Origin of the sequence: Desulfurobacterium pacificum (genome assembly GCF_900182835.1) — a bacterium.
In the GTDB taxonomy this organism is placed as follows: domain Bacteria; phylum Aquificota; class Aquificia; order Desulfurobacteriales; family Desulfurobacteriaceae; genus Desulfurobacterium_B; species Desulfurobacterium_B pacificum.
On the sequence record NZ_FXUB01000002.1, the window covers coordinates 254750 to 277688 of the forward strand.

The following is a 22939-nucleotide window of genomic DNA, read 5'->3' on the forward strand; positions in this document are numbered from 1 at the left end:
GTGAAAGCCTTCATATTAGGAATAACCGGTGCATTAGCCTTAGTGTCAGCATCTTGGGGAATGGGTATTACTGATGATGGATGCTTGTCGTGTCACAGACTTAAAGGCTTGGCTGTTGTTGAAGATAACAAAATAAAGGATTGTAGTATTAATGAGGCGCTTTACGCTCATTCAGTTCATAGGGATATTGCTTGTACAGAGTGTCACGTAAAAATACAGCAATATCCTCATAAACCGGGAAATGAGAAGGTTAACTGCGCAACTCAGTGTCACGTTGTAGACCCTTCTACAAATAAGCCGTTTTCTCACGCTGATGTTTACAAAACCTGGAAAGAAAGCGTTCACGGGAAGAATTACGATAGAGCACCTGACCTTTATCCTTATTGTACCTATTGTCATACGAACAGATTGCTTGTTGATGTAAAGAAGTTTGAAACTCTACAGGGAAGTTTTGAGAGGTGTTCTATATGTCACCAGAATAAAGATTGGACAGAAGATAGATTGGCACACGTCGCAAGTAGAGAAGATATTCCTTTGATAAAGAATGGATTTGTCCATCAGTTTATAAAAACGAGAAGAGATGGTTGGGAAATTGTAGAGCTTTGTGCAAGTTGTCACGAAAATGAGAAGAAGATGGAAAAAGCTTTAGAAGTTGAAGGTATCTACAATAAATATGAAAGAGAAAGAATTCTGAAGGCTGTTGAGGCTTATAAAGTTACTATGCATTCTAAGATGCTGTACCTTGACAGAAATGATACAAGGGCTCCAGATTGTCTTGATTGTCATACCAATAAGGGAGGAAACTTCCACGATATCTTCCATAAGAATGACCCTCGTTCTTCTATCAACGCTAAGAATATAGAGTTAACGTGTGGACGTTCTACGGAGTGTCACCCTCTTGCTTATAAAGACCATATGGAGAACTTCGCTACAACTAAGTGGGTTCATATGCATCCTGTTCCTGATACCTTAGGACAGAAAATTGTTAAGTTTATGGAAGACTTTATGTTCTGGCTTACAACTTCGGTTCTATTGCTTGGTGTAATTATTGTAGGTCTTGACCTCTTTAAAACTCTGAGGAGGAAACACTAATGGGATTGTGGGAAGCTTTTAAGAGGACATTTAGATTAAGACCTGAGCAGGATAAGCTTCTCATCGTTGATGGTGAGAAGATAATGATACAGAAGTTCACCCTATATCAGCGTCTTCTTCACGTTGGAATGTTCGCGACCTTTATATGGCAGGTTATAACTGGATATCCTCTCAAGTTTTACGATACTGCATGGGCGAGACCGCTTATAGAGATGTTAGGCGGTATTACTGGAGAGATGACGATACACAGAGTTTCCGGTTTTATCATGTTCGCTGACTTTTTACTGACAGTTGTTTACGTTATCTGCATTTTAATAGCAAACTGGGATTTGGCTAAGAAGGATTTCTTTGGATACTTTAAGATTGTTCCTGGTCCTACAGACATTACGTTTGTTCATTACATTAAGTATTTATTGGGATTCAGGAAAGTTCCGCCAGATTGGGATGAATATATCTGGGTTGACAAGTTTGACTTCTGGGCGGTCGGCTGGGGTATGCTCGCCATTGGTATTACTGGATGGATACTCTGGCTTCCTGAAGTGTTCACGGGATTTTTAGGACTTCCTCCAGAGACTATACAGATTGCTTACTTGATGCACTCTGATGAAGCTACTTTGGCTTTAGGTTGGATTGCATTGGCGCATATGTACATGGTTCACTACGGTCCTCATAAGTTCCCGATGGACTGGATATGGCTTTCTGGAACTGCTACTGAAATAGAGTGGATAGAGGAGCGTCCTCGTAGTTATAGAAGAATTATTAAAGCTGTTGCTGAGAATGAGCCTCATCTTCTGGAAAAGTATCCATTCTTGAAAGAACGTTATCAGTTTGTTCTTGAGGTTGAGCAATTGCCTGAAGAAGAGATGATAGAAAGAATGCACGAGTATGCTCATCACCTTCTTGAAAAGGAAGTTGAGGGGAGGACTGCGTAATGAAAAGGTTTTTAACCATAACGTTTGCAGGGTTGATTGCTGCTGGTGCTTATGCGGCTACAAATCCTTTACTTTCTGCTCCTGCTAACAATGTAAGTGAATGGCAGAAGAAAATAAAGGAGTTTGAAAAGCCCGAAGTTGAAACGGGGAAGGAATATCCTAAGCCTTTCCATATAGAGAACGAGTATGTTTATAAAGTCCAGGACGTTTGTGTAGCTTGTCATACGTATGCTCCTCATAAAAAGGATAAAAAGTTTTCTCCGTTCTATAACGCTCACTCTACGTTTTTGAGTTGCAACACTTGCCATTTCGTTAAGAGTGGTCTTGAGTACAGATGGGAAGAGATAAAGGATGGAAAGATTTCTTTAAAGAAGTTCGGCAATTTCTACGGTGTAAAGTATGTAAAAGTTGACGGTAAGGTTATGCTTTCAGGAATGAATAGCGATGCAAGGATAGTACCGGTAGATAATGGAGTACCTGTTGAGATTCCGCTGAAAGGAAATGAATCTCTTTTAAAGGACGTCAAGGCGGTTGCTTCTATGCATAACGCTTTAACGGATAAACCTTTAAAGTGCCTTGATTGTCATAAGCCTGATGGAAAGTTGGATTTTGTAGAGCTTGGCTTCAGTTCCGAGAGGGTAAAAGACCTTGAACATAACGATATTGTGAACGGTCTTATCAAGTATAAAGTAATTCATTTTCCTAAATTCGTGTGGTAAGGAGTAGAAAATGAGATTAATTCTCGCCGTTATTCTGTTTGTTTTGGGCGGGTTGAACGCTTTTGCTGACATAAAGGGTGACTGGAAGTTTCCTTCCGATATAGCTGCATACGAAGGAAAGGTTTATGTAGTTGATGGGTTGAACGATAGGGTTTTGGTATATACAGAAGATGGTAGAGAAGTTAATGAGATTAGAGTTCCATCTCCTTATGGGATTTACGTTAACGATAAGGGGATTTTTTTAACGAGCCAAAAAGGCTACGTTTATGTGGTTAAAGATGGAGAAGTTAAGAAGTTTAAGGTGGAAGGAAGACCTATTGATGTTGTTGAACTTGACGGTAAGCTTTACGTTACTGATGGAAAGACACAGTCTGTTGATGTGTACGATTTGAAAGGAAATTTGGAAAAGAAATTTGGTAGTAAAGGTTCGGCGCCAGGGGAGTTTGTGGGGATTTTTTCTATAGCTACAGATGGTCGCGTTCTTTACGTTGTGGATTCTATAAATGGAAGAATTCAGGAGTTTACTCCGCAAGGAAAGTTTGTGAGAGTTTTCGGCGTTTTTGGTATAGAAGAAGGAGATTTGTTTAGACCTAAAGGGGTAGCTATTCTTGGCAAAGATGTAGTTGTTTCTGATTGTATAACTGGTGCTGTTCAGCTTTTTAATAAGTACGGAGCTTTTCTTAAAGTGATTGCCAAAGGAGTTGATTATCCAATAGCAGTAGCTGCTGATGGAGAAAAGGTGTTTGTTCTGGAACCTCGCCAAGGAAAAGTTCTTACATTTAGAGTGCAAGGAGTAAAATAATGAGAAAAAGCCTGGTTTTAGTTGCACTTTTCTTGACTTTTTCGGGTAGTTCGGAAGCCAGGTTAGTCAAAAGTATGAAAAAAGATTGTCTTGTTTGTCATGAGAACTGGCTCCTGGAATCAAAAAAAGAATCAAAGAAACTTCTTCTAAATACCTCTATAACTGCAGCTGATGAATTGATGTGCCTTTCATGTCATGATGGTTCTTTAGCTGATGATAGGTTGGCTTTTACCAATTTCAACCATTTTTCTCATCCTGTTAATGTAAAAGTTCCTAAGAGTTTTCATTTACCTAAACAGTTTCCTTTAAAAGATGGAAAACTTTATTGTGGTACGTGTCATACTCCGCACACTGAAACGGGGAGTGAAAATAAGATTGACTACGCATTTATGAGAGTTCCTAACGTTAATTCGGCTTTATGTATTGCTTGTCATAAAGAGAATGGGGAACATGGTTTAAACCATCCTGTTCTGTCTGATACAAAACCTTTATCTCCTGAACAAGTGGAGAAGGTATTAGCTTTACATGGAAGAGTTTCTTCTGATAACAGGGTGGAATGTGAATCATGTCACTCTGCTCACGAGGCTACAGGCGGAAGGACGCTGATAGCGGGTGTTAAGAATTCGGCGTTATGTCTTGTTTGTCATGAAAATAAGATAGGAAAGAGAAATCATAGGATACATGTTGCTTTGACTTCTTTTATGAATGCTGATGGTTTAATTGGAAACAGGTTAGTTGATGGTAAGGTTGAGTGTTTAACGTGTCACAAAATGCACAAAGAAGAGAATAGATATTTAACGGTTGAAAAACCTGAAACTATATGTGCCGCTTGTCATACTGCAGAAAAGCCAGCTCTTTTCTCACCGCATAACGTTAAAGGAGAAGGTTGTTTAAGTTGTCACCTTGCTCATAACGCAAAAACAGACCAAGACTTGTTTGCTAGAAAACCTTCTTCTAAGGGTGGATTTGATAGATATTCTGTTGAGAGTAAGGAATGTATAGCTTGTCATAATGGTGGAGTTTCTTCTCACGTTGTGGGAAGTGCTGCAAACTCACACAAAGGTGAGTGTGTTAGTTGTCATAATCCTCACATTTGGAATCCTGAAAAACCTGAAGAGGTTGTAAAAGGAAAAGTAGAGGGAACACCTGAAAATAGCTTCCTGATTATGCCTGGAGAGCAGCTCTGTGTAACGTGTCACGGTAAGAGAAGCGTTGAAGGTACGTTCCACGATTTAAGAGGTAAGGATATAAAAGTAAGAAATGCGCTTGGAACGCCTGTAAATAAGGCTGGACTCTGTGAATCTTGCCACGTTCCACATAGAGCAGTAGGTGCTTTTCTGTGGGGTATTAAGGAGACAACTTCGGCTAAGAAATATATTGAAAGCTTAGGTGTTAGTGATAAGGAAAGTAAAACTTGTTTAACTTGTCACTATCCTGGTGGGATAGCTGCAGATGTTGGGGAAATTACACACCCGACTGGTAAGAAGTTGGGAGTAAAAGTAGACCTTCCTGTTGGAGAGGGTGGAATCGTTACTTGCGGTACGTGTCACGACCCCCATAAGTGGAGCGCAGTAGGGTTGAATAAAAATAGGGCAGCAGCAAGCTTTTTAAGAGTTCCTGAATGGAGTCTATGCCTTAAGTGTCATGCGGATAAGATTGGGGCTCTGTCCAACGTTCACGCATCCATTAAAGATAAGAACGTATTGGGAGAAACACCGGATGAGGCAGGAGTCTGTGCAGCGTGCCACGTTCCTCATAAAGCTGTTGGTAGTTTCTTGAGAGGAGTGGGAACAAGAAAACAGAAGGAGTTCTGTCTTGTATGTCATAGTAACGACGTTATGAAATCTAAGTATCATGACCATCCTATGGGTATTAAGAACCCTGTAAACGTTTTACCTGGTAAGAAAATTACTTGTTATACCTGTCATGACCCACATACAATGACTGAGTATCTTTTAAGGATAAAAGTTTCTAATAACTCCGAACTTTGCTTGACTTGCCATAAGAAGGAAGATACTACGCATTCTTCTCACGACTTTACGCAGGTTGATTTGCCGGCTAAGGAGAAAGCGGTTGTAGCTAAGTTTGGCAAGTGTGCTTTGTGTCATACACCGCATAATCCTAAGTTTAAGTTTCTCTGGTCTATGGAGCCTGTTTCTGGGAAGACTTTGGACGAGAAGTTGTGTTTAACGTGTCACGGTAAAAGTGGTTTTGCAGAGAAGATAGGAGAGCATTCGCATCCGATTGGTGATATTACGAATGTTTACGTTAAATATTCTGGTCTTCCTTTGATAGAAGGAAAGATAGATTGCGCAACCTGTCACAATCCGCACGGCGGTAAGGATAGAGTTCGTTTGACGAGAAAGACTGTTTCTGGCGATAGTGAGCTTTGCCTTTCATGTCATGAAAGGAAAGGGAGAGTGATAGGAACAGACCATGACTTTAGAGTATTAGGCGATAAAAAGGTTGCAGAGGAAGGCGTTTGCTCCGGTTGCCATACACCTCATAACGCTAAGGACGTTTACTTATGGAACGTAGAAGTTAAGAGAGTTTCCAGTAATGTTATGAATGACTTGTGTTTAACTTGCCATTCTGAAGGTGGTATGGCGCAAAATAAAAGCGTGAAGTATTACTTCCATCCGTATAGGGATATAAAAACGATTTCTGTTGACAGACCAGGAAGACACGGAGACTGGCCTATCTATGATAATTCTGGAAGACGTGTGAAAGTGGGTGGTGCTATCGTTTGTGAAACGTGCCATGACCCTCACGTGTGGAGCAGATGGACAGATAGGGGACCAGGAAAGTTGGTTGAAGGTAATATAAGGAATAGTTTCTTAAGAAATGATACATTGAAGGGAAGTATATGCGTAGATTGTCATGGAGTAGAGGCTTTACTGAGGTATAAGTTGTTCCATAATGCAGAAGTACATGCCAAACATCCGTTTACAAAGTAGTTAGGAGGTTTAAATGGCTAAAGAGGTGTCTTCAAGGGATATAGAAAAAGAAGCTTGGATTGTTCTTATAGCTACGCTTTCAATATTGCTTTTACCTATTTTGGGTGTTTGGTTCGTTAAGTTTGTTCATTGGTATTCTCAGTCGTTCTTTATGTGGTTGTAGGGCTTTTAATCGCTTTGGGAGTTTTTCTTTTGTTAGGTATTCTTCTCTAGGGGGCTACTTATTCTCCAAAAAAGACGTGAAAGTTTACCTGTTAGCGTTGAAGTTTTTGAGAAGTCGGCTGATAGGTATGATTTTATCTCCAATGTGATTTCTTTTGGTTTGATAAGTAAGTGGCAAGAAAGGTTTGTTGATTTTGTTGAGCCTGAAGGAAGAGTTCTTGATATAGCTTGTGGGACGGGGGCATTAGAGAAATTTTTGTACGGGAACGTTCCGTTTTTGGTAGGTCTTGATTATTCTATCTCTATGTTGAAAGTTGCCAGAAGGAAGTTTCCTGAAGTTCCGTTTGTTTGTGGTGATGCTTTGAAGCTTCCTTTCAAAAGTGGTTCTTTTGATACCGTTCTTGTTTCCTTTTCTTTGAGACATTTTGATGATATTGAAGATTCTTTAAGAGAAATCTATAGAGTGCTAAAAAGAGGTGGAAAAGCTGGAGTTATGGAATTGGCTTTTCCTGAAAGGGGCGTTTGGAGAGGAGTTGTTGAAAAGTTTTTTAAGTGGTTCGCAGTGCCTTTTGCCAGGTTGCGTTCTAAGGAGGATGTAGTCAGGCATCTTTATGGGAGTGTGGTGGATTTTCCGCACGGTGAAAGGTTTAAAGAGATTGTGAAGAAATCTGGTTTTAGTGAAGTGGTGGTTGGGGGGGATTTTTCAAGGGGTTTAGTAAAAGTGTATAGGTTTGTTAAGTGAGGGGGCAAGATAAATTTACTTATCTGTATTTCTGCATTTTTCTTCTTTCGTAATGGCTTATTTTTGCAATATTGGAATAAGTGTATTAGAATTTTCTTTGATTTTCCTGCCGGGAGGTAAGAGGTGAGAAAGCTGTTAGGCATAGTTGGGTGCATGTTATTTCTTTACTCTTGTGGAGGAGGACTTGGAAAATCTGACGTTCATTATAGGGATTTTGGCATAGATGTTTCTGAAAGAGCTGCTCCTTATTTAACTCCTGAGAACCATAAGGATGGGTGGGGAAAGAAGGATTGTTTGTTGTGTCATCAGAATTTTAAACATACGATGGGAACGAAATTATATCCTCCTGAAGAATATCAGAAGTTGATAGAAGATGCTGTATCTAAAGTTGGAGTTAATAACGCCATAAGAGTGTGTTCCGCATGTCATGGAGCTAATGGTGTTACTGATTTTGGTGGCAGAGATTGCCTTGTTTGTCATGATAATATGGATTTAATGCATTTTTACAAAGGAACCTCTGGGAGGAAATATTTTCATGATTTTAACGATAACGGTAAGATAGATAATTTTGACTGTGTAGTTTGCCATTGGCAACCTGATATGGATGGACTTGTTGAGTTGGATACGGATTTTGCAAGGTTTAATGGTGTTCCTGTAGCTTCTGTTGAACAATTCTGTTTGGAATGCCATTCTTCTAATTGGAATACTTTAAAGGAAGAAGCTTTGGCAGATACTAAAGGATATGGAATGGCGGATTGTAGAGTAGAAGTTGATGTTCAACCTAAGGATATAGGAGATTATAGAGATTTTCATGGTTACGAGCCATTTAATGTAACTCAGATAGAATTTAAAAATATAAGTTTACAAGGACAATTGCTCTATTATAATCCGCATTCTGCACTTGCTTGTATAGTGTGTCATAACCCTCATGCTTCTAAAAATGATGCCTTAATAGTGGAAAGAGTTGGAGAGACTTTAACTGTTGAAGAGGAAGTGAAGCAGGAAGATAATAGTGCGAGTGTTAAAACGGTGCTGATAGACCCCGATAGTGAGAGTGACTATGAAGGAATAGTTTACGCTAAAGGTAAAATTTATGACCTTTCTAACGAAACATCATTTTTATCCTATATACAGTTACCTATTGAGAACAATTCTACGGATGTAATTATTGAAAGGCAAACTCTTTCTTCTCTTTGTGCTGCTTGCCATGATGGAACAGAGAGTTATTCACCGGTTAATGGATTAGGATTGCCTGTAGATATAGATTCGGAAATTGGTCATAATGCTGGGCAAAAGTGTAGTAGTTGTCATGTTCATGGTTCTACGTTCTAAAAAGTAAATAGTTTCAGATCATGACTTGAATGTTTAGGACTTTTGAGGTATTCTTTATTTAGGGTGGTATTACCAATATTTAACTGGAGGTAGCTATGAGGAAACAACAAGGTTTTACATTGATTGAACTGGCTATAGTTCTTGTGATTATAGGAATTATTATGGGTGCTGTTCTAAAAGGTAAAGATTTGATAGAAAATGCAAGAATTAAAAAAGTTGCAACGGCTGTAAAACAATGGGAAATGTATCAATGGGCTTTCTATGACAGAATGGGAAGGTATGCAGGAGATCAAGATAAGAGTGGAATTATTGGAGATAATAGTACTACTGATAATGCCAAGACAGATCTTGAGAATGCTCATTTTATAAATCCTCCTGATACTAATGCTATAACTTCTGGTTCTAATACTTTCTATGTTTTTTATGGTTATTACAATGGAACTGATGGGAAAGACCATAATGCTTTAATTCTTTGTGCATCTTCTGACTGTTCTGCTTCATTTGATAACGATACACTTCCTTATCTTACATCTATAGACAGGATTGTAGATGGAAGTGTTGGAACCGGAGGGAATGTTTTCTGTACAAGTAGTAGTTTTGCGGGAAGTTCCACAAAGTGGATAGCTACTTTGACTTCAAACCCTACTCTTGTAGAATGTTATAACGGAACTGCGAGTATTAAAGCTCTTGTTTATAAATTCTAAGATTTAAGTTCGAAGATATGACGGGAACTTCCCGTCATATCTATTATAGAAATTCCTATTTTCGCTGTTGTAAGTTATCCAATAACACGTTTTAGTTCGCTTACTGTTGTTATTCCTTTTAGTACTTTTCCCTTTCCACTTTCAAACATTGGTTTGAAACCTTTCTTTAATGCTACTTCTTCTATTTTTGTAATAGGTGCTTCAGTTAATATTAGTTCTTCAATTTCTTTATCCACGTAAAGTATTTCAGCTATTACTGTTCTATCCAAGTATCCTCTGAATTTACATTTTTCACAACCTTTCCCTTTATATAGAGTTAGTTTTTCCTCTATTGGGATACCTAAGTATCTTTTTTCCTCTTCTGATGCTTCATATGAAATTTTGCAGTAGGGGCAGATTTTCCTTACTAATCGTTGTGCGGAAATAGCGATTAGCGAGTTTGCTATTAAGAAAGGAGGGACTCCTAAATCGGAAAGTCTTGTTATGGAAGATATTGCATCGTTGGTATGTAGAGTGGTTAAAACCAGATGACCTGTTTGAGCTGCTTGTGTAGCTATCTTGGCTGTTTCTTCATCTCTGATTTCACCGATTAAAATAATGTCAGGGTCTTGTCTGAGAATTCCTCTTAATGCTCTTGCAAATGTAAGCCCGATTCTTGGGTTGACTTGTACCTGCCTTATCAGTTCCCATTTATATTCTACCGGGTCTTCTACTGTTATTATCGTTTTTTGAACGGTAAATATTTTGTTCAGAACTGCATAAAGAGTGGTTGTTTTACCAGAACCTGTAGGTCCTGTTACTAATATAATTCCGTAAGGTTTTTGGATACTCTTTAGTATTGTTTTATAGTTGTAATCCTCAAATCCTAATTCTTCCAACTTTGGTAAAGCTTCATTTAGACCTAATAGTCTCATTACTACTGTTTCACCATAGATGGAGGGAAGAGTAGAAACTCTAAGGTCAATTTCTTTCTCCCCTACTTTAAAGTTTGTCCTTCCATCTTGAGGAAGTCTTGTTTCGGAGATGTTCAAGTTAGAAATCAGTTTTATTCTTGTTACAATGGAAGAATGTAACTGTTTGGGGAGAATAAAGCCGAGCATCATAACGCCGTCTATTCTGTAGCGGATTCTCGTAACGGCTTCGGCTGGTTCTATATGAATATCGGAAGCCTTATCTTTTACTCCTTTTAAGATTATGTAGTCTACTAATTGGATTATTCTTGTGTCTCTTTCACCTGGAGGGATTTCCTCAGATAGTAGTTCTTCTATTAGGTCTTCTATACTTTTGGTTTCTCCGTAGTATTTTGAGAAGACGTCTTCAAACTCTTTTTCTTTTATTTTTACCGGTTTTATTTTGAGACCTGTAAATCTTGAGATAACGTCTATAGCTTCTATGTCAAAGGGATTCACCATTCCTAAGATTAGGGTATTTCCTTCTTTGGAGAGAGGAATTACTTTGTATCTTTCAGCCATCTTTTTAGGAATTAGTTTTATGACTTCTGGGTCTATTAAGTAAGAGGAGATTTCTATTCTTTCTATTCCTTTTTGCTCAGAAAGAGCGTTCATTAATTGTTCTTCTGTAATGAATCCGAGCCTTAAAAGAACTTCTCCTAGAAGTTCGCCTGTTCTTTTCTGTTCTTTAAGGGCTATTTCAAGTTGTTCAGGAGTTATAAGTCCAAGTCTAACTAATTTGTCGCCTAAGCGTTCTTTTTTGCCTAATTTTTGCTTTTCTGTCATTGCATGCTCCTATTGAGATGTACATTCTCCATTTGTGCAATTTATTACTGTCTCACAATCGCCATTTTTGTCCAAGGAAGATACGGTACCTGAAAGAACTACGGTGTTTTCATCTATGCACCACCAATTTTCATATAAAGTTATTGTTGTGGATGGTTGTAGTGATGATTCTGTGTAACTACCTCTTGTCAGTGTTTTAACACATTCACCGAAAATGCTTATACTTATTGGATATTTCCAGCGTGGGCGGGAGCTTACAGTTATTGTTAAATTATAAGATGAACAAGCTCCTGTAGAAGTATTGTTACTTGTCTGTAGAATATCTATGCTGAAAGTTTTTATGTCTGTGAATGGTGTTGGAGTGTTGTTGTCGGTTACACTTACAGTTATAAGGCAACTTCCTTGCTGTGTTGGAGTTCCAGAAAGCGTAAAAGAGTCGTTGATTTGTTTTGTCTTAATCCAAGAGCAGTTTGTCTCTGTTATGTTCCATTTATATGGCTTTATCCCACCACTTGCGTATAAAGTTGCGTTGTAGCTTTCATTTACATATGCTATTGGGAGTTGGTTGTTCAGTATGTGGAGAGGGTTGCTAGGACAGCCGAGGTATTGTTTTAGTTCTGGAAGAGTTACGTATTTTACGATATCTTTAGTTGTGTCTGTTGTTACGTTGTCTGTACAGATAGTATTTTCGTTAACTTGCTTTTCGTTACAGTAGGTGTTGGATGTGTAATCTGAGCCTTTGGAAAAAGCTATAAAAGCAATGTTACTGATTTTCGCTCCTGTTGCATTATCTTGTAGGAAAAGTTGTGTGTCCTTAACGTCGCATATAGTTGCGTTAAGGGGTTGTAAGTAAGAGGAGGTTAGTTTTTGAGCTATTATGTAAACTATTTTTTGAGAATAAGCGTCGGTTATAGTAGGTAATGAGTTTGGGTTGATGCTTCCTTCAGAGGACAAGCCGATTGCTTCACTTGTTGCAGAATTAACAGTTTTTGCAGTTTGTTGCCGTTTGTTCCATTTAATGAATTGAATCATTACGCCAGTGCCTATACCAATAATGAGTCCTAATATTACTAAAACGATAGCCATTTCTATGAGAGTGAATGCTTTTCTCAACGTAAATTCCTCTTTATTAAGGTTATGTAGAAAGTTTTTTCTGCTGAGTTTCCTAATCTATCTGTTACTTTTAATTTTATTCCAATTTCACTACTTAAAGTGTTTTGCACAATGCTTTCTGTTTCGTTCGTTGATAGATTGAGAAAACAGTAGTTGTTGTTTGTTTTTACTGGAAAATGGGTATTGATTATAGAATTGAAAGTAGGATTGTCGCTTGTAAGAGAGAATGTATAAGGGGGAGAACCATTTTTTACTACTAATGTAGTATTGTAAGTTTCTCCTTCTGTTATTGGAGGTAAGAAGGAGGTAAGTATTTGTAGTTTGTAAGAATTACAGCAGTTAGCTTTGAGTTGGTATAGAGTTATTATTTCTGCTATATCATCTTCTTTGATTATTATTGGATTTGTTGTTATTAAAGAGTCTATTTTTCCGTTTTCTCCTGGAGAAAGAAGCAAAAAGGCTACGTTTGTTACGAGTGTGTCGTTGTATAAGTTAACTGCAGTATTTGCGTCGGGAATGCTACATACGGGGTCGCTTGTTAAATTACCAAAAGAAAGTACTTTAATTTTTCTGTTCCAGCCATCTGTTAAAAGGTTTTCAGGAATTGAAAAGGAGTATTTACCATATTTGCATATTTCACGTTGGATAAAAATAGAAAGTGTGTTTAAATTATCCTTGGTTTTATCTATTTTTGCAGTTGTTATTCCAGAGATGCAACTTTTTATTCCTACTCCCATTATCAGCCCGGTTATAATTAAAACTATGGCTAATTCTACGAGTGAGAACCCTTTTCTATTTAGTATTTTTTCCTTTTTCATTGTTTCCTTTAGTTATAGAGTTAATGGCTTGGATAAGTTTTTGGGCTGTTTTCCGATATGGAGTGTAATATTGGTTGGCTTTCGTCATTTCTAAAAAGAGTTTTAGGTCGTTTTTGGCTTCGGTGTAGTTTCCTGTTTTGATTAGTAGTATTGCTTCGTTGAAGTAAATTTCTGGAAGGAAGGGGTATTTTTCTTTTAGTTCTTTAAATACTTTAAGAGCGTTTTTGTATTTTTTTGCTTCTAATAGAGATATGGCGTAGTTGACGCTATAGACGATATCTTTGGGATTTAGTTCGTGGGCTTTTTTAAAGGCTAAAGCAGCAGCATTTGGAGCGTGGAGTTGAAGGTATAGATATCCCATTCCTGCATAGCCTTCTGCAAATTTAGGATTAATTTCTAATGCTTTTTTGAAAGATTCTAAGGCTTTTGTGTAGTTTCCTATATGGGAGTAGGCGTAGCCTAAGTAGGTGTAGAGGAGGGGGTTGTGGGGGTTTTTAGCTATGGCTAAAGAAAGATATTTTATGGCGTTTGTACAATCTTTTTTGCCCATACATATTTTTGCTTTTTGAAGGTATAAGAGGTATTCCTTTTGTTTTTTATGTTTCGTAAGACGTTTGTGAATACTAGCGTTTCTTGTCTGGTTCGTGGGATTAAATGTTTTGATTAAATGATTGGAAGTAGGGATTTTGTACGTTCTAATCAAAGTTATGGGTTTTAGGTGCAAGTTTCGGTATTTTTCTTCTAAATAATTTCTTCTAAATCTGCATATTTTTATGTTTTTAAAAGGTCCTACTCTGATTGTATAAAATTTATTATATTTCAATAGAAACGTGGAGGGATATTCTCTTATTTGGTTAAAGATGTTTTCTATTTCTTTTTCGTTTGTTCCGGACAGCAATTGTATGAAGCAAAAGTTCTTGCTTTGGGCAGGTAATGAAATCAGGAGAGTTGTTATTAGCAAATATAGTAGTGCTTTCATCTTACTTCTCCACGTAAGGAGTAAGCATTATTACTAATTCTGTTTTAGAAGAGGTTTGGGTATTTGATTTAAATGCGTTACCTATAAGAGGTAAATCTTGGAAGAAAGGAACTCCTTCTTTAGTTTCTGATTTGGATTTTGCTATTAGACCTCCCAATATGATTGTTTGACCGCTTCTGGCTTTTATCACCGTGTTAAGCTGCCTGATGTTAACTGCGTAAATTTTGTTGAGAAGGTCTTCTGTAGTGTTTGTGAAGCCGCTAACTATAGGAGTATCAAGAGAACTAATGGCTGGTGTTATATTCAGTATTACATTACCTTTATCATCTATATGGGGAACAATAGTTAAAACAACGCCTTCTGTAAGTATGGTGTCGGTGTTTATTTCTTCTGTTGTCAGTGTAGATGCTGTTTCTCCTGCTGTAGATGTAGTAGAAGTTGTTTGAGTTTTGTATATAACGATGTAGTCTCTACCTACTTTTATCATTGCAGGTTGTCCGTTCATTGCTAATATTCTTGGAGAAGATAGGACGTTTACTTTACCGAATTGGGATAGAAGTCCTAGTAAAGCTGAGAAAGTGTTGTTGACTTTTACTACGCTTAACTGAAAGGGCATTGATGAAGGACTTCCAGAGTTAAATGTGATTGTGGAATATTCTCCTCCAGAACCTAGAAAGTTACTGAACGTTAAGTATTTCCAGTTTATACCTGTTTGATTTTTCTTGTCTAATTTTACTTCTACAATTTTTGCTTCTATCAGTACTTGTTTTTCAGTTTCTTTGTTCAGTGTTTTTATGAAGTTTTCTATTCTTTTCATCGTTTTGGGTTTAGCTGATACTACTATGGTCCCAGTTAAAGGTTCAATAGAATAAGAAGCTGTTTTGTCTTCTTTCAGTAATGTTTCCAATGCGCTTTTAACGTTATTCCAGAACTCTGATGAATAATTGTTAGAAATTGACATTGTAGCACTACTTGTTGAAGTGTTTACTCCTGTATTACTGCTTTCTCCTCCTATAGTGGCTTGGATTGAGGAGGTTAGCGTTCTGTTTATTTGTGGTAGGTTGAGATGAAAGACCTTAGTTAACTTTGTGATTACATAGATATTGTTACCGTCTATTTTATAAGAGTATCCAAAAGGCTTTAATAGAGCGTTGAGGCAAGATTCCAAGGAATCTTCTTTCAGTTCAAGTGTTACAGTTCCGTTTATGTCTGGCGGAATAATTACGTTGTATCCTGTGGCTTTTGCAAGCATCAGCAGGGCTTTATTTAGAGGTATGTCGTTAAATGTAAGGTTAACGTTTACAGGGTGAGTATTTTCTGTTTTTATGTTTTCCATTTCCGTTAAAGTTTTTGGTTTTAAGGGTAGAGGATTAACGTTAATCGTTAGTGTAGGCGTTTTTTTAGGTTGGGAAATCTTTTTAGTGGGTTGAGGGATAGTAGTTTTTACATTGGAGTTTTGATACGCGCAGGAAGATAGGATGGCTGTGCTTAAAAGTATTAACGCTTTTCGTTTCATCTAAGCCCTCTAATCTATTAGGTTGATTTTAAGAGTTAGCTTAATGCCTTTACAGTTAAGTATAACTGATGGTGGTGAAGCTGTAATTTTTTTAACAGTACATATATCTATTTTATCTCCTTCTTTCAGATATAGTCCGTTGATTAAGGCTATTTTTTTGTGATTTGAGGTGATTACTGCTGAAAGTGTTAATTGTGGTAATTGGATAGAGGTCTGTTTCTTTTTTCTTTTTGTTGTATTTTGTTGTTTATCGGTTTGTTTGAGTTTACTTAAAGGGTAAAAGAGTCCTCCTTTAGCGCTTTGAAGAAAAAATAGGAGAAAAGTTAGCGTTAATAGTAGTCTAATCCGTTTCATTTCCCAACTCCTGGAGATTTATGATAGGAGTTTTCCAGGACATTTGAAGCGTTGTTCCGTTGTTGTTAAATAAGCTTATCGCTTTTAGAGAAAGAGGGAAGCTGTTTAATATATCTTTTATTGCTTTAATAGCGTTTTGTTCCTTTCCTTTTAAAACTACTGATGTTGTTAAGGAGAAGTTTTCTTTTGGTGTTAGTGCAGAGTTAAGATTAAGTATTTGCATGTTGTCGGTGACGCATATTTCGGAAATCCTTTTGCCTATGAGTTCGGGAGAGTTAAAAGGGGGGAATTTTTCAATACTTTTGATGATGTTTTCTTTCTGTTCCTTTAATTGAACTATTTCTTGCTCTTTTGTTTTTATTTGGTACTGAAGGTTTGTGTTTTCTCTCTGCAGACGAGATATTTCGGCTTGGAGAGAATCGTAGTTTTCGGAGAAAGAAATGTATCTGTAAACGGTAAAAAGAAACAGGATTAGTGATAGTAAAGTTATAGTCGTAAGTACTATCATTTCTTTATTGGTTCTTAACATAGCTTTCTGCCCTTAAGTTTATTTCAAAGGTGGCTGATATTGCTTTTATATTTTTCAGTTTTTCTGCGTTTAAGAGTTTGAAGTATGTTATGTAATTGTTTTCTTTTAAAGCTGCGATTAGGTCGTGGAATTCTTGTGGTTTTTTAAGATAGTGGCAGAAGGTAATTGTTGATAAGATGAAAGACTTTCCGTTACCGTTTATAGTGAGAAAGTAGCTGTTAGTTTTCTTCAGAGGTTTTTTCATGCTTTCTATGAAGTTGTAGATTTCAGGTTTTTTAGCTGAGAGGAGTAGGTTAATTTCTGGTTTTTTAAGGAAGTTTTGGATGTTTTTTTCTTTTTCTGTCAGTTTGGAAAGTTTTTGCTGTTTAATTTGGATGTTTTTTTCCAGAGAGGATTTTAGGAAGTGTAGTTTGGATAAGTCATTCTTTATTTCTGTAGCTTTGTAGTGTATCCCAGCGCTTGCAGCTAAGAAAATTATGGATATCGGTATGGTGGCGTGGATTGGTTTAAGGAGTTTCTTTTCGTAGAAGAAGGGAGCTTTTGTGGAAGGTAGGATGGCGGGAATTAGGAATTTGAGGGAGGGGATTTTTTCTTTAATGAATTCGTTTAGAGGTATTACTTTTCTGCCTGGTTGCTGTAGCTCTGTTATATCTCCTGAGTAGACGATAGTTTTTATTTCTACTTTGTGCTGTTCTTTGTAGTATTCAAGAGTAAGTTCTATAGAGTCTGTAATTGCGCTTTCGGTTGTAAATCCTCTTATATAGTCAACGTGTCCGTTTCGGAAGACGAAGACTAAGTAGTCGTTGTAGAAAGAGTGGACTAAAAGGAAATCCGTTTTTACTTTGTTGTGTAGAAAGTTGCTGAGTACCTGTGATGTTGTTGTTAGAGCTTTGAATTGGGGGAGGGGGGCGATTTTTTCTTTTTTAATTATGGAAGCGAGGATTCTGTAGTTATTTCCTTCGGGGAAAACAGAGTATATCCAATCGACTTCTGAGATATCTGCGATAAATTCAAGGTCTTTTTTTATCTTTTGTTGAATGGCGATTTTTATCTGCTTTGAGCTCAGTTTAGGGAGGACGTATATCCTGTCCATTATGGAGCTATCTGTTAAAGAGGCGGTAAGACTTTGGGTTTGAATTTGGGAAAGCGAAGTTTCTTGATAGAAATTTTTAAATCTTTTTTTAAGCAGGACTCTTGCTCTATTGCTAAGGTCAATTTCTCCGAATAATTTAGCCACTACCCATCCTCGATATAACGTTGTATACAGGCATTAGTATACCAAGTGCGATAATTCCTAATATTGTTCCGAGTATGAGCTGTAAGGTTGGTTCTATTACCATTGTCATTGCCTGTATTTTCCTACGCATATCATCTTCATAAATTTCTGCAAGTCGAAGTAGGGATTTATCTAAGGCACCGGTGTCTTCTCCTAACTTTACCATTCTAATTATTGGATGCTCGAAGAAGCCTGTTTTCCTCATTGCTTCTGAAAGCATATCTCCGTTAAGGAGATTTTCTTTGACTTGAGAGAAAACCTCTTTTAAAAAGAGGTTGGTTTCTACGTAGTTTATTATGAGTTCTATTGCGTTGAGAAGTGTTCCTCCGCTTCTGTAGACTTCTGCTATTGCGCGCATATCTCTTGCTAAAGATGACTTGGTGAAGATTTCTCCTAAAATGGGGAGTTTGAGCTTAAATTTGTCAAACATGTAACGGAGTTTTCGGGATTTCTTTAGTGATAGTTTTATTATTACTATTAGAAGGATAGGGGTTGTAACTATTTGTTTCCAGAATGCTTTAACGTACGTTCCTGTCCATAGTAATATTTTGGTGGGAAGAGGGTATTCTTTTAATCCTAAGGCTTTAATTGCAGGAAGAACCTGAGGGATTATATAACCGAACATAATGGCTATAGTGAATGCAACAACTACTGTGACGAAAGCAGGATAAGCAAGTGCCTGTTTTACTTCTTTTTGTAACCGGATTGCCCAGTCTAAATATTCGGCGTAGTTAGAAAATACTTGAGGCAATGCATCCGTTTCTTCTCCTACTTTTACCAAACCGATAAGTTCTCCTGGAAACGCCCCAGTTTCTCTCATTGCTTCTGAGAGAGAACTTCCTGCGGTAATGCTGTTTTTAATCTGTTCTATAACTTTCTTGAAGTAAGGATTTTTGGTAGTTTCTTTTATGTCATCTAAGGTTTCTAAAAGGGATATTCCCATATCTAAGGAACGTCCCATGTAGAAGCAGAAGTCAGCCAGTTCTTGTTTTGTTATTTTTCTGGGGCTTAAAAAATCAAGCAGTGAGAATTCTTTTATTGCAGTTAGCCAGTCTCTTTTATAATCTATGAGTAGTGTGTCTCCGTGGGAATATAAAGTCAAAAGTTCCTGCTCATTTTCTACTTCCACCGTTTCTTCAATTACTTCACCTTCGGGGGTGAGTAGGGTAACCCTGTACTTTGCCATTTTATACCGCCGCTAACATTTCAAAAGACACGCCTAATATCTTTGATACTCCTGGTATTTCCATTGTTACGCCGTAAAGGACGTCGGCTGCTTCCATCGTAATTTTGTTATGAGTTACAACTATTACCTGGGTTTCTGTTGCCATCTGTTTTAGTAGTTCTACGAACCTTGCTGTATTGACATCGTCTAATGCTGCATCTACTTCGTCTAAAACAACGAAAGGAGCTGGTCTTACTGAGTAGAGGGCGTATAGAAAGGCAAGTGCTACTAAAGTCCTTTCTCCTCCTGAAAGGAGATTGATATTGTTGTGTTTTTTGCCAGGTGGTTTGGCTTCAATTTCAATGCCGGCTTCGGATATTTTGTCTCCAACCAAGACTAACTTTGCTGTTCCTCCGCCAAATACTGTTTTGAACGTTTTACGGAAGTGTTTGTTGACTAATTTGAAGGTTTCGTTGAATCTCTTTTCTATTTCTTCGTCTAATTTCCTTATGGCTTCTTTTAAGTTTTTGATGGATTGTAAAAGGTCTTTTTCCTGTTCTAATATGAAACCGTAGCGTTCCTTTACTTTATCGTACTCTTCAATTGCTAATAGATTTACAGAGCCTATGCGTGAAATTTTTTCTTTTATGTTTATCAGCTCTTTTTTGATTTCTTCTTCGGGTTTTTCGCAGAGAGAAGCACTTTCTAACGCTTCGCCTATTGTTTTGTTGAGGGAGAGGATTTTTTCTATCAGTTCTTCTTCTTTTGCATCTAATTTTGCCAAAGTTATCTCGTTTTCTTTTAACTTCTTTTCAACTTCGGAAAGGTCTTTTTGGCGGGATTTGAGAGCTTCTTCTTTATCTTTTATTATTGTTGAGAGAGAACGTCTTTTTTCTTCTAACTCTTTTAGCTCTTTCCTGATTTCTTCTATCGCTTCATCAACACCAGAGAGGAGTTCTTCTGCCTTTGAAAGGTTTTCTTCTGCGTTTTTCAGTTGCTGGTAGAGTTCTTCTATTTTGTTTTCAGTTTCTGTAATTTCTCGTTGAAGTGTTTTAAGAAAGCGCTCCTTTCCTTTTATCTTCTCTTGAAGGTTAAAGAGCTTTTCTTTGAGAACCGATTCTTCGGAGCGAACGGTAGACAGTTCATCTTTGTATCTGTTTATTTCTTTTTGCAGGTTTTCTAACACCTGTTCTTTCTCTTTTAAGGCTTTAATGATTTCTGCTTTCTGGTTTTCTAACTCTTTAAGCTTTTTATTGAAAAGTTCCATCTTTGAGGAAAAACTTTCTACTGACTTGCGATAATTGTCAATTTTTTCCTGCAATTCTTTTATCTTTTTCTCTGTTTCTTGAACCTTTGATTTTGCTTCTTTGAGTTTTGACTCTGTTTGGAACGTTTCCATTTCAATGGAACGGGCTTCATCTTTAAGTCTTTCAATCTCTATTTCAATAAACTCAAGCTCTTCCCTTAAAGGTTTGGTTTTTTCTTTTAGTTCGGAGAGGTGTTTTTCTTTCTCTTCAAGTTGCTGTTTGAGGTTGATTAATTCTTTTTCTAATTCTAATAGAGAGTTGTTCTGCTTAAGCTTTCCTACGTATGAACCTTCGCCGGAGAAGATGTTGAGGTCTTTGTCAATGAACGTACATTTGGGATATTTTTTAGCTAACTTTTCTGCTCCGCTTTGAACGAAAAAGACGTTTGAAAAGAGGAGATTAACTAAGTTTTTAACTCTGGTGTCTCTCGGTTTGACATGGGCAGTGAGAGGTGTTGCTTCCGGTATGTATTCTCCTTTTACTTCTTCAACGTCGGCGCTTAAGAGGAGAACTCTGCCGTTTCCTTTTATCCTTTCTTTCACCCAGATTACGTCTTCAAAGGTTTTAAGGATTATTCCTGCGCCGAATTTTTTGATGTAGGTTTCTACGATTCTTTCCCAGCCTGATTCTACGTCTAATAGGTTTATGAGGAGTCCTATGTAGCCTTTAACTTTACCTTGTTTTCCGCTCTCTACGATTTTTTCTTCTAATTTGTCTAAATTGAGGGTGGAGAGAATTCTTTCGGTACTTTCTATTTTTGATTTTAGAGCTGCTATTTCGTGGGATACTCTGCTGATTTCTTCTTCAAGAGAAAGGATAGCTTCTTCTTTTTCCAGTTTTTTCTTTCTTTCCTCTTTGATGGAGGTTTCTATATTGGTTTTTCTCTCTTTGAGTTTTTGTAGGGTTTCTTCAAGTTTTAAGACCTGAGATTCAAAGTATTCTTTTTCTTTTTGGAGTGTGTTGAGTTGGGGGGGGAGTTTTTCAAGGGCATTTTTGTGGGATTTATAACGTTCTTCCTCTCTTGCGATGTCAAGATTCAGTTTATTTATGAAAGTTGTAGTTTGGGAGATGGTGTTTTGTAGTTTAGCAAGCTCTTTTTTTAGGTTTTGCTGCTGTTCTTCTAAGTTTTTGAGTTCGGTTTCTAACTTTTCTCTCTTTTCTTTTAACGTTGTGATTTTGGATTTTAATTGTTGCTCTTCTTGCTTCAGGACTTCTATTTCTTTGTTTAGGGTTTCTATCTTTTTCTGCTTTGCGTCTTTTTCGTGGAGTTTTTCCCTGATTTCGGTGTTTATTCTAACGATTTCTTTTGAAAGGAAATCTTTTTTAACAGAGGCTTCTTTTTTGCTTTTTTCCACTTCGTAAAGTTCTTCTGACGTTTCTTCTATAAGTTTAGTGGTTTCATCTAACTCTTTTCTTAAATTTTCTATCTCTACCTGCAGGGCTGCTATTTCCGATTCTAAGGAATGTCTGTCTTCTCTTAGGATTTTGAGTGTGTTTTCCGTTAGCTCTTTTGTGGCGCGTAAGTTTTTGAGCTGTATTCCGTAGAGCAGGGTTTCTAAGTTCTTTTCTTTTTCTCTTAGTTCTTTGAATTTCTTTGCTTTTTCTGCCTGACTTTTGAGTTGCTTTAGATTTTTACCAACTTCTTCAATTACACCTCTGACGTTTTCAAGGTTTTGTTCGGCTTCTTCTAATTCTTTGAGTGTAGCTTCTTTTTTTTCTTTAAATACTGTTATTCCTGCTGCTTCGTCTATTAGTTCTCTTCTTTCGTGAGGTTTTATCTTTAGGATTTTGTCTATCTGTCCCTGTTCAAAGAAGGCATAGTCTCTGTTGCCAAGACCTATTGAGGCGAAGAATTCCTGAATGTCTTTTAATCTAACCTTTCTGCCGTTTATGAAAAATTCGCTGTCGCCTGTAGATTTGACTTTTCTTTTTATTTCTATCGTTGGTTCGCCGACGTCAAAAAGGTCGTTTTTTAATAAGGTTATTGTGACTTCGGCGCTTCTGGCAGCTCTTCTTCCTTCTGAACCTTTGAAGATTACGTCTTTCTGGTTGTCTGCTCTGATTCCTTTGGCTGATTTGTCTCCTACTATCCATTTGAGAGCGTCAACTATGTTACTTTTTCCGCAGCCGTTCGGTCCTACGATGCAGTTTATGCCCTCTGAGAATTTGATTTCGGTTTCATCGGCGAAGGATTTGAAGCCTTTAAGTTTGAGGGATTTTATGAGCATTTAGTTCCTCTCCTTGTTTTGTGGACAGAAAAAGTTTACCAGAGTTGATTTTTGTTTTGAAGATAAGAGGAATAACAACTTTGTAGGACGATATTTAGTTTTTGTTGGACAAAAGTGTAAATCTAAATTATATTTTTATCCGAGGAATGCGATTAAAAGGAGGAATTGTTATGAAGGTTTTACAGAAAGAGACTTCTATTAAAGAGCTGTTGAAAAGTGAACGGTTATCATTTCAGAACTTGAAAGAGTTAGAAGAGTGGTTAAAAAATAATGTTGTGGTAAAGGGGAAAAGGGAGATTGTTAAGAATCCATCAAAGGCTTTTAAAGAGAATGTTGTAGTTGTAACGGATAGAAAAGAACCTACAGGTGTGTATATTAGTTTGAAAGCTGCTAATAAACTTCCTCCAGAGTTGCAAGCCTTTCTTTTCATGACTTTGAATGTTATAGGATGTAAGTATCTTTTGAGGGGATAGTGT

General features: G+C 37.2%; 20 protein-coding genes. 10 read left to right on the top strand and 10 right to left on the bottom strand.

Going from position 1 to position 22939, the window contains the following annotated elements:
- The 9 genes from QOL23_RS05105 to QOL23_RS05145 all read left to right on the top strand — a co-directional run bounded on the left by QOL23_RS05105 (window position 1) and on the right by QOL23_RS05145 (window position 9442).
- Window positions 1–1092: a hypothetical protein gene (locus QOL23_RS05105; protein WP_283400513.1), complete on the top strand. Its 1092-nt coding sequence runs from the start codon at window positions 1–3 to the stop codon at window positions 1090–1092.
- Entirely contained in the window at window positions 1092–2024 is a 933-nt protein-coding gene (locus tag QOL23_RS05110; protein WP_283400514.1) for a formate dehydrogenase subunit gamma, read from the top strand. The genes QOL23_RS05105 and QOL23_RS05110 overlap by 1 nt, the downstream gene beginning before the upstream one ends.
- A complete protein-coding gene (locus QOL23_RS05115; RefSeq protein ID WP_283400515.1) occupies window positions 2024–2743 on the top strand; it encodes a multiheme c-type cytochrome in 720 nt (239 codons plus the stop codon). Before QOL23_RS05110 ends, QOL23_RS05115 begins: the two co-directional genes overlap by 1 nt.
- A 10-nt stretch (window positions 2744–2753) precedes the next feature.
- Window positions 2754–3545 (top strand): NHL repeat-containing protein, encoded by a 792-nt coding sequence (locus tag QOL23_RS05120; RefSeq protein WP_283400516.1) that lies wholly within the window; start codon window positions 2754–2756, stop codon window positions 3543–3545.
- Complete coding sequence (locus QOL23_RS05125) at window positions 3545–6502, top strand: cytochrome c3 family protein (protein WP_283400517.1); 2958 nt, start codon at window positions 3545–3547, stop codon at window positions 6500–6502. The genes QOL23_RS05120 and QOL23_RS05125 overlap by 1 nt, the downstream gene beginning before the upstream one ends.
- A 13-nt stretch (window positions 6503–6515) precedes the next feature.
- Complete coding sequence (locus QOL23_RS05130) at window positions 6516–6665, top strand: hypothetical protein (protein ID WP_283400518.1); 150 nt, start codon at window positions 6516–6518, stop codon at window positions 6663–6665.
- A gap of 60 nt (window positions 6666–6725) precedes the next feature.
- Window positions 6726–7406 (top strand): class I SAM-dependent methyltransferase, encoded by a 681-nt coding sequence (locus tag QOL23_RS05135; protein ID WP_283400547.1) that lies wholly within the window; start codon window positions 6726–6728, stop codon window positions 7404–7406.
- A 123-nt stretch (window positions 7407–7529) separates the two neighbouring features.
- Complete coding sequence (locus QOL23_RS05140) at window positions 7530–8738, top strand: cytochrome c3 family protein (RefSeq protein ID WP_283400519.1); 1209 nt, start codon at window positions 7530–7532, stop codon at window positions 8736–8738.
- A 95-nt stretch (window positions 8739–8833) separates the two neighbouring features.
- Complete coding sequence (locus QOL23_RS05145) at window positions 8834–9442, top strand: prepilin-type N-terminal cleavage/methylation domain-containing protein (RefSeq protein WP_283400520.1); 609 nt, start codon at window positions 8834–8836, stop codon at window positions 9440–9442.
- A gap of 74 nt (window positions 9443–9516) precedes the next feature.
- Here QOL23_RS05145 and QOL23_RS05150 read toward each other — a convergent pair whose 3' ends face one another.
- Genes QOL23_RS05150 through smc form a run of 10 tightly spaced genes read right to left on the bottom strand, consistent with a single transcriptional unit; the run spans window position 9517 to window position 22463 of the window.
- Window positions 9517–11178: a GspE/PulE family protein gene (locus tag QOL23_RS05150; protein WP_283400521.1), complete on the bottom strand. Its 1662-nt coding sequence runs from the start codon at window positions 11176–11178 to the stop codon at window positions 9517–9519.
- Window positions 11179–11187: 9 nt separating this feature from the next.
- The gene (locus QOL23_RS05155; protein WP_283400522.1) at window positions 11188–12291 is read right to left on the bottom strand and encodes a type II secretion system protein; all 1104 of its coding nucleotides are present in this window, start codon (window positions 12289–12291) and stop codon (window positions 11188–11190) included.
- Window positions 12288–13109, bottom strand: coding sequence for a type II secretion system protein (locus QOL23_RS05160; protein ID WP_283400523.1), 822 nt, complete (start codon window positions 13107–13109; stop codon window positions 12288–12290). The genes QOL23_RS05155 and QOL23_RS05160 overlap by 4 nt, the downstream gene beginning before the upstream one ends.
- Window positions 13084–14088: a tetratricopeptide repeat protein gene (locus tag QOL23_RS05165; protein WP_283400524.1), complete on the bottom strand. Its 1005-nt coding sequence runs from the start codon at window positions 14086–14088 to the stop codon at window positions 13084–13086. The genes QOL23_RS05160 and QOL23_RS05165 overlap by 26 nt, the downstream gene beginning before the upstream one ends.
- 1 nt (window position 14089) lies before the next feature.
- Entirely contained in the window at window positions 14090–15604 is a 1515-nt protein-coding gene (locus QOL23_RS05170; protein WP_283400525.1) for a secretin and TonB N-terminal domain-containing protein, read from the bottom strand.
- A gap of 9 nt (window positions 15605–15613) precedes the next feature.
- Window positions 15614–15958 carry a hypothetical protein gene (locus QOL23_RS05175; RefSeq protein ID WP_283400526.1) on the bottom strand — a complete coding sequence of 115 codons (345 nt, stop codon included), beginning with the start codon at window positions 15956–15958 and terminating at the stop codon, window positions 15614–15616.
- The gene (locus tag QOL23_RS05180; RefSeq protein WP_283400527.1) at window positions 15945–16487 is read right to left on the bottom strand and encodes a hypothetical protein; all 543 of its coding nucleotides are present in this window, start codon (window positions 16485–16487) and stop codon (window positions 15945–15947) included. The genes QOL23_RS05175 and QOL23_RS05180 overlap by 14 nt, the downstream gene beginning before the upstream one ends.
- Window positions 16471–17724, bottom strand: a complete 1254-nt coding sequence (locus tag QOL23_RS05185) for a hypothetical protein (RefSeq protein WP_283400528.1) — start codon at window positions 17722–17724, stop codon at window positions 16471–16473. The genes QOL23_RS05180 and QOL23_RS05185 overlap by 17 nt, the downstream gene beginning before the upstream one ends.
- Entirely contained in the window at window positions 17717–18949 is a 1233-nt protein-coding gene (locus tag QOL23_RS05190) for a type II secretion system F family protein (RefSeq protein ID WP_283400529.1), read from the bottom strand. The genes QOL23_RS05185 and QOL23_RS05190 overlap by 8 nt, the downstream gene beginning before the upstream one ends.
- 1 nt (window position 18950) lies before the next feature.
- Window positions 18951–22463, bottom strand: coding sequence for a chromosome segregation protein SMC (gene smc / locus QOL23_RS05195; RefSeq protein ID WP_283400530.1), 3513 nt, complete (start codon window positions 22461–22463; stop codon window positions 18951–18953).
- A 170-nt stretch (window positions 22464–22633) separates the two neighbouring features.
- Between smc and QOL23_RS05200 the strand changes: the two genes are divergently transcribed.
- On the top strand, window positions 22634–22936 hold the full coding sequence (locus QOL23_RS05200; RefSeq protein ID WP_283400531.1) for a hypothetical protein: 303 nt from the start codon (window positions 22634–22636) through the stop codon (window positions 22934–22936).
- Window positions 22937–22939 lie beyond the last annotated feature (3 nt).

Excerpts from the sequence above, each read along its gene's own strand:
- QOL23_RS05115 (WP_283400515.1), top strand. The coding sequence starts at position 2,024 with ATGAAAAGGTTTTTAACCATAACGTTTGCAGGGTTGATTGCTGCTGGT.
- QOL23_RS05125 (WP_283400517.1), top strand. The coding sequence starts at position 3,545 with ATGAGAAAAAGCCTGGTTTTAGTTGCACTTTTCTTGACTTTTTCGGGT.
- QOL23_RS05110 (WP_283400514.1), top strand. The coding sequence starts at position 1,092 with ATGGGATTGTGGGAAGCTTTTAAGAGGACATTTAGATTAAGACCTGAG.
- QOL23_RS05145 (WP_283400520.1), top strand. The coding sequence starts at position 8,834 with ATGAGGAAACAACAAGGTTTTACATTGATTGAACTGGCTATAGTTCTT.
- QOL23_RS05175 (WP_283400526.1), bottom strand. The coding sequence starts at position 15,958 with ATGAAACGGATTAGACTACTATTAACGCTAACTTTTCTCCTATTTTTT.
- QOL23_RS05190 (WP_283400529.1), bottom strand. The coding sequence starts at position 18,949 with ATGGCAAAGTACAGGGTTACCCTACTCACCCCCGAAGGTGAAGTAATT.
- QOL23_RS05120 (WP_283400516.1), top strand. The coding sequence starts at position 2,754 with ATGAGATTAATTCTCGCCGTTATTCTGTTTGTTTTGGGCGGGTTGAAC.
- smc (WP_283400530.1), bottom strand. The coding sequence starts at position 22,463 with ATGCTCATAAAATCCCTCAAACTTAAAGGCTTCAAATCCTTCGCCGAT.
- QOL23_RS05170 (WP_283400525.1), bottom strand. The coding sequence starts at position 15,604 with ATGAAACGAAAAGCGTTAATACTTTTAAGCACAGCCATCCTATCTTCC.
- QOL23_RS05200 (WP_283400531.1), top strand. The coding sequence starts at position 22,634 with ATGAAGGTTTTACAGAAAGAGACTTCTATTAAAGAGCTGTTGAAAAGT.
- QOL23_RS05130 (WP_283400518.1), top strand. The coding sequence starts at position 6,516 with ATGGCTAAAGAGGTGTCTTCAAGGGATATAGAAAAAGAAGCTTGGATT.
- QOL23_RS05150 (WP_283400521.1), bottom strand. The coding sequence starts at position 11,178 with ATGACAGAAAAGCAAAAATTAGGCAAAAAAGAACGCTTAGGCGACAAA.
- QOL23_RS05180 (WP_283400527.1), bottom strand. The coding sequence starts at position 16,487 with ATGTTAAGAACCAATAAAGAAATGATAGTACTTACGACTATAACTTTA.
- QOL23_RS05165 (WP_283400524.1), bottom strand. The coding sequence starts at position 14,088 with ATGAAAGCACTACTATATTTGCTAATAACAACTCTCCTGATTTCATTA.
- QOL23_RS05160 (WP_283400523.1), bottom strand. The coding sequence starts at position 13,109 with ATGAAAAAGGAAAAAATACTAAATAGAAAAGGGTTCTCACTCGTAGAA.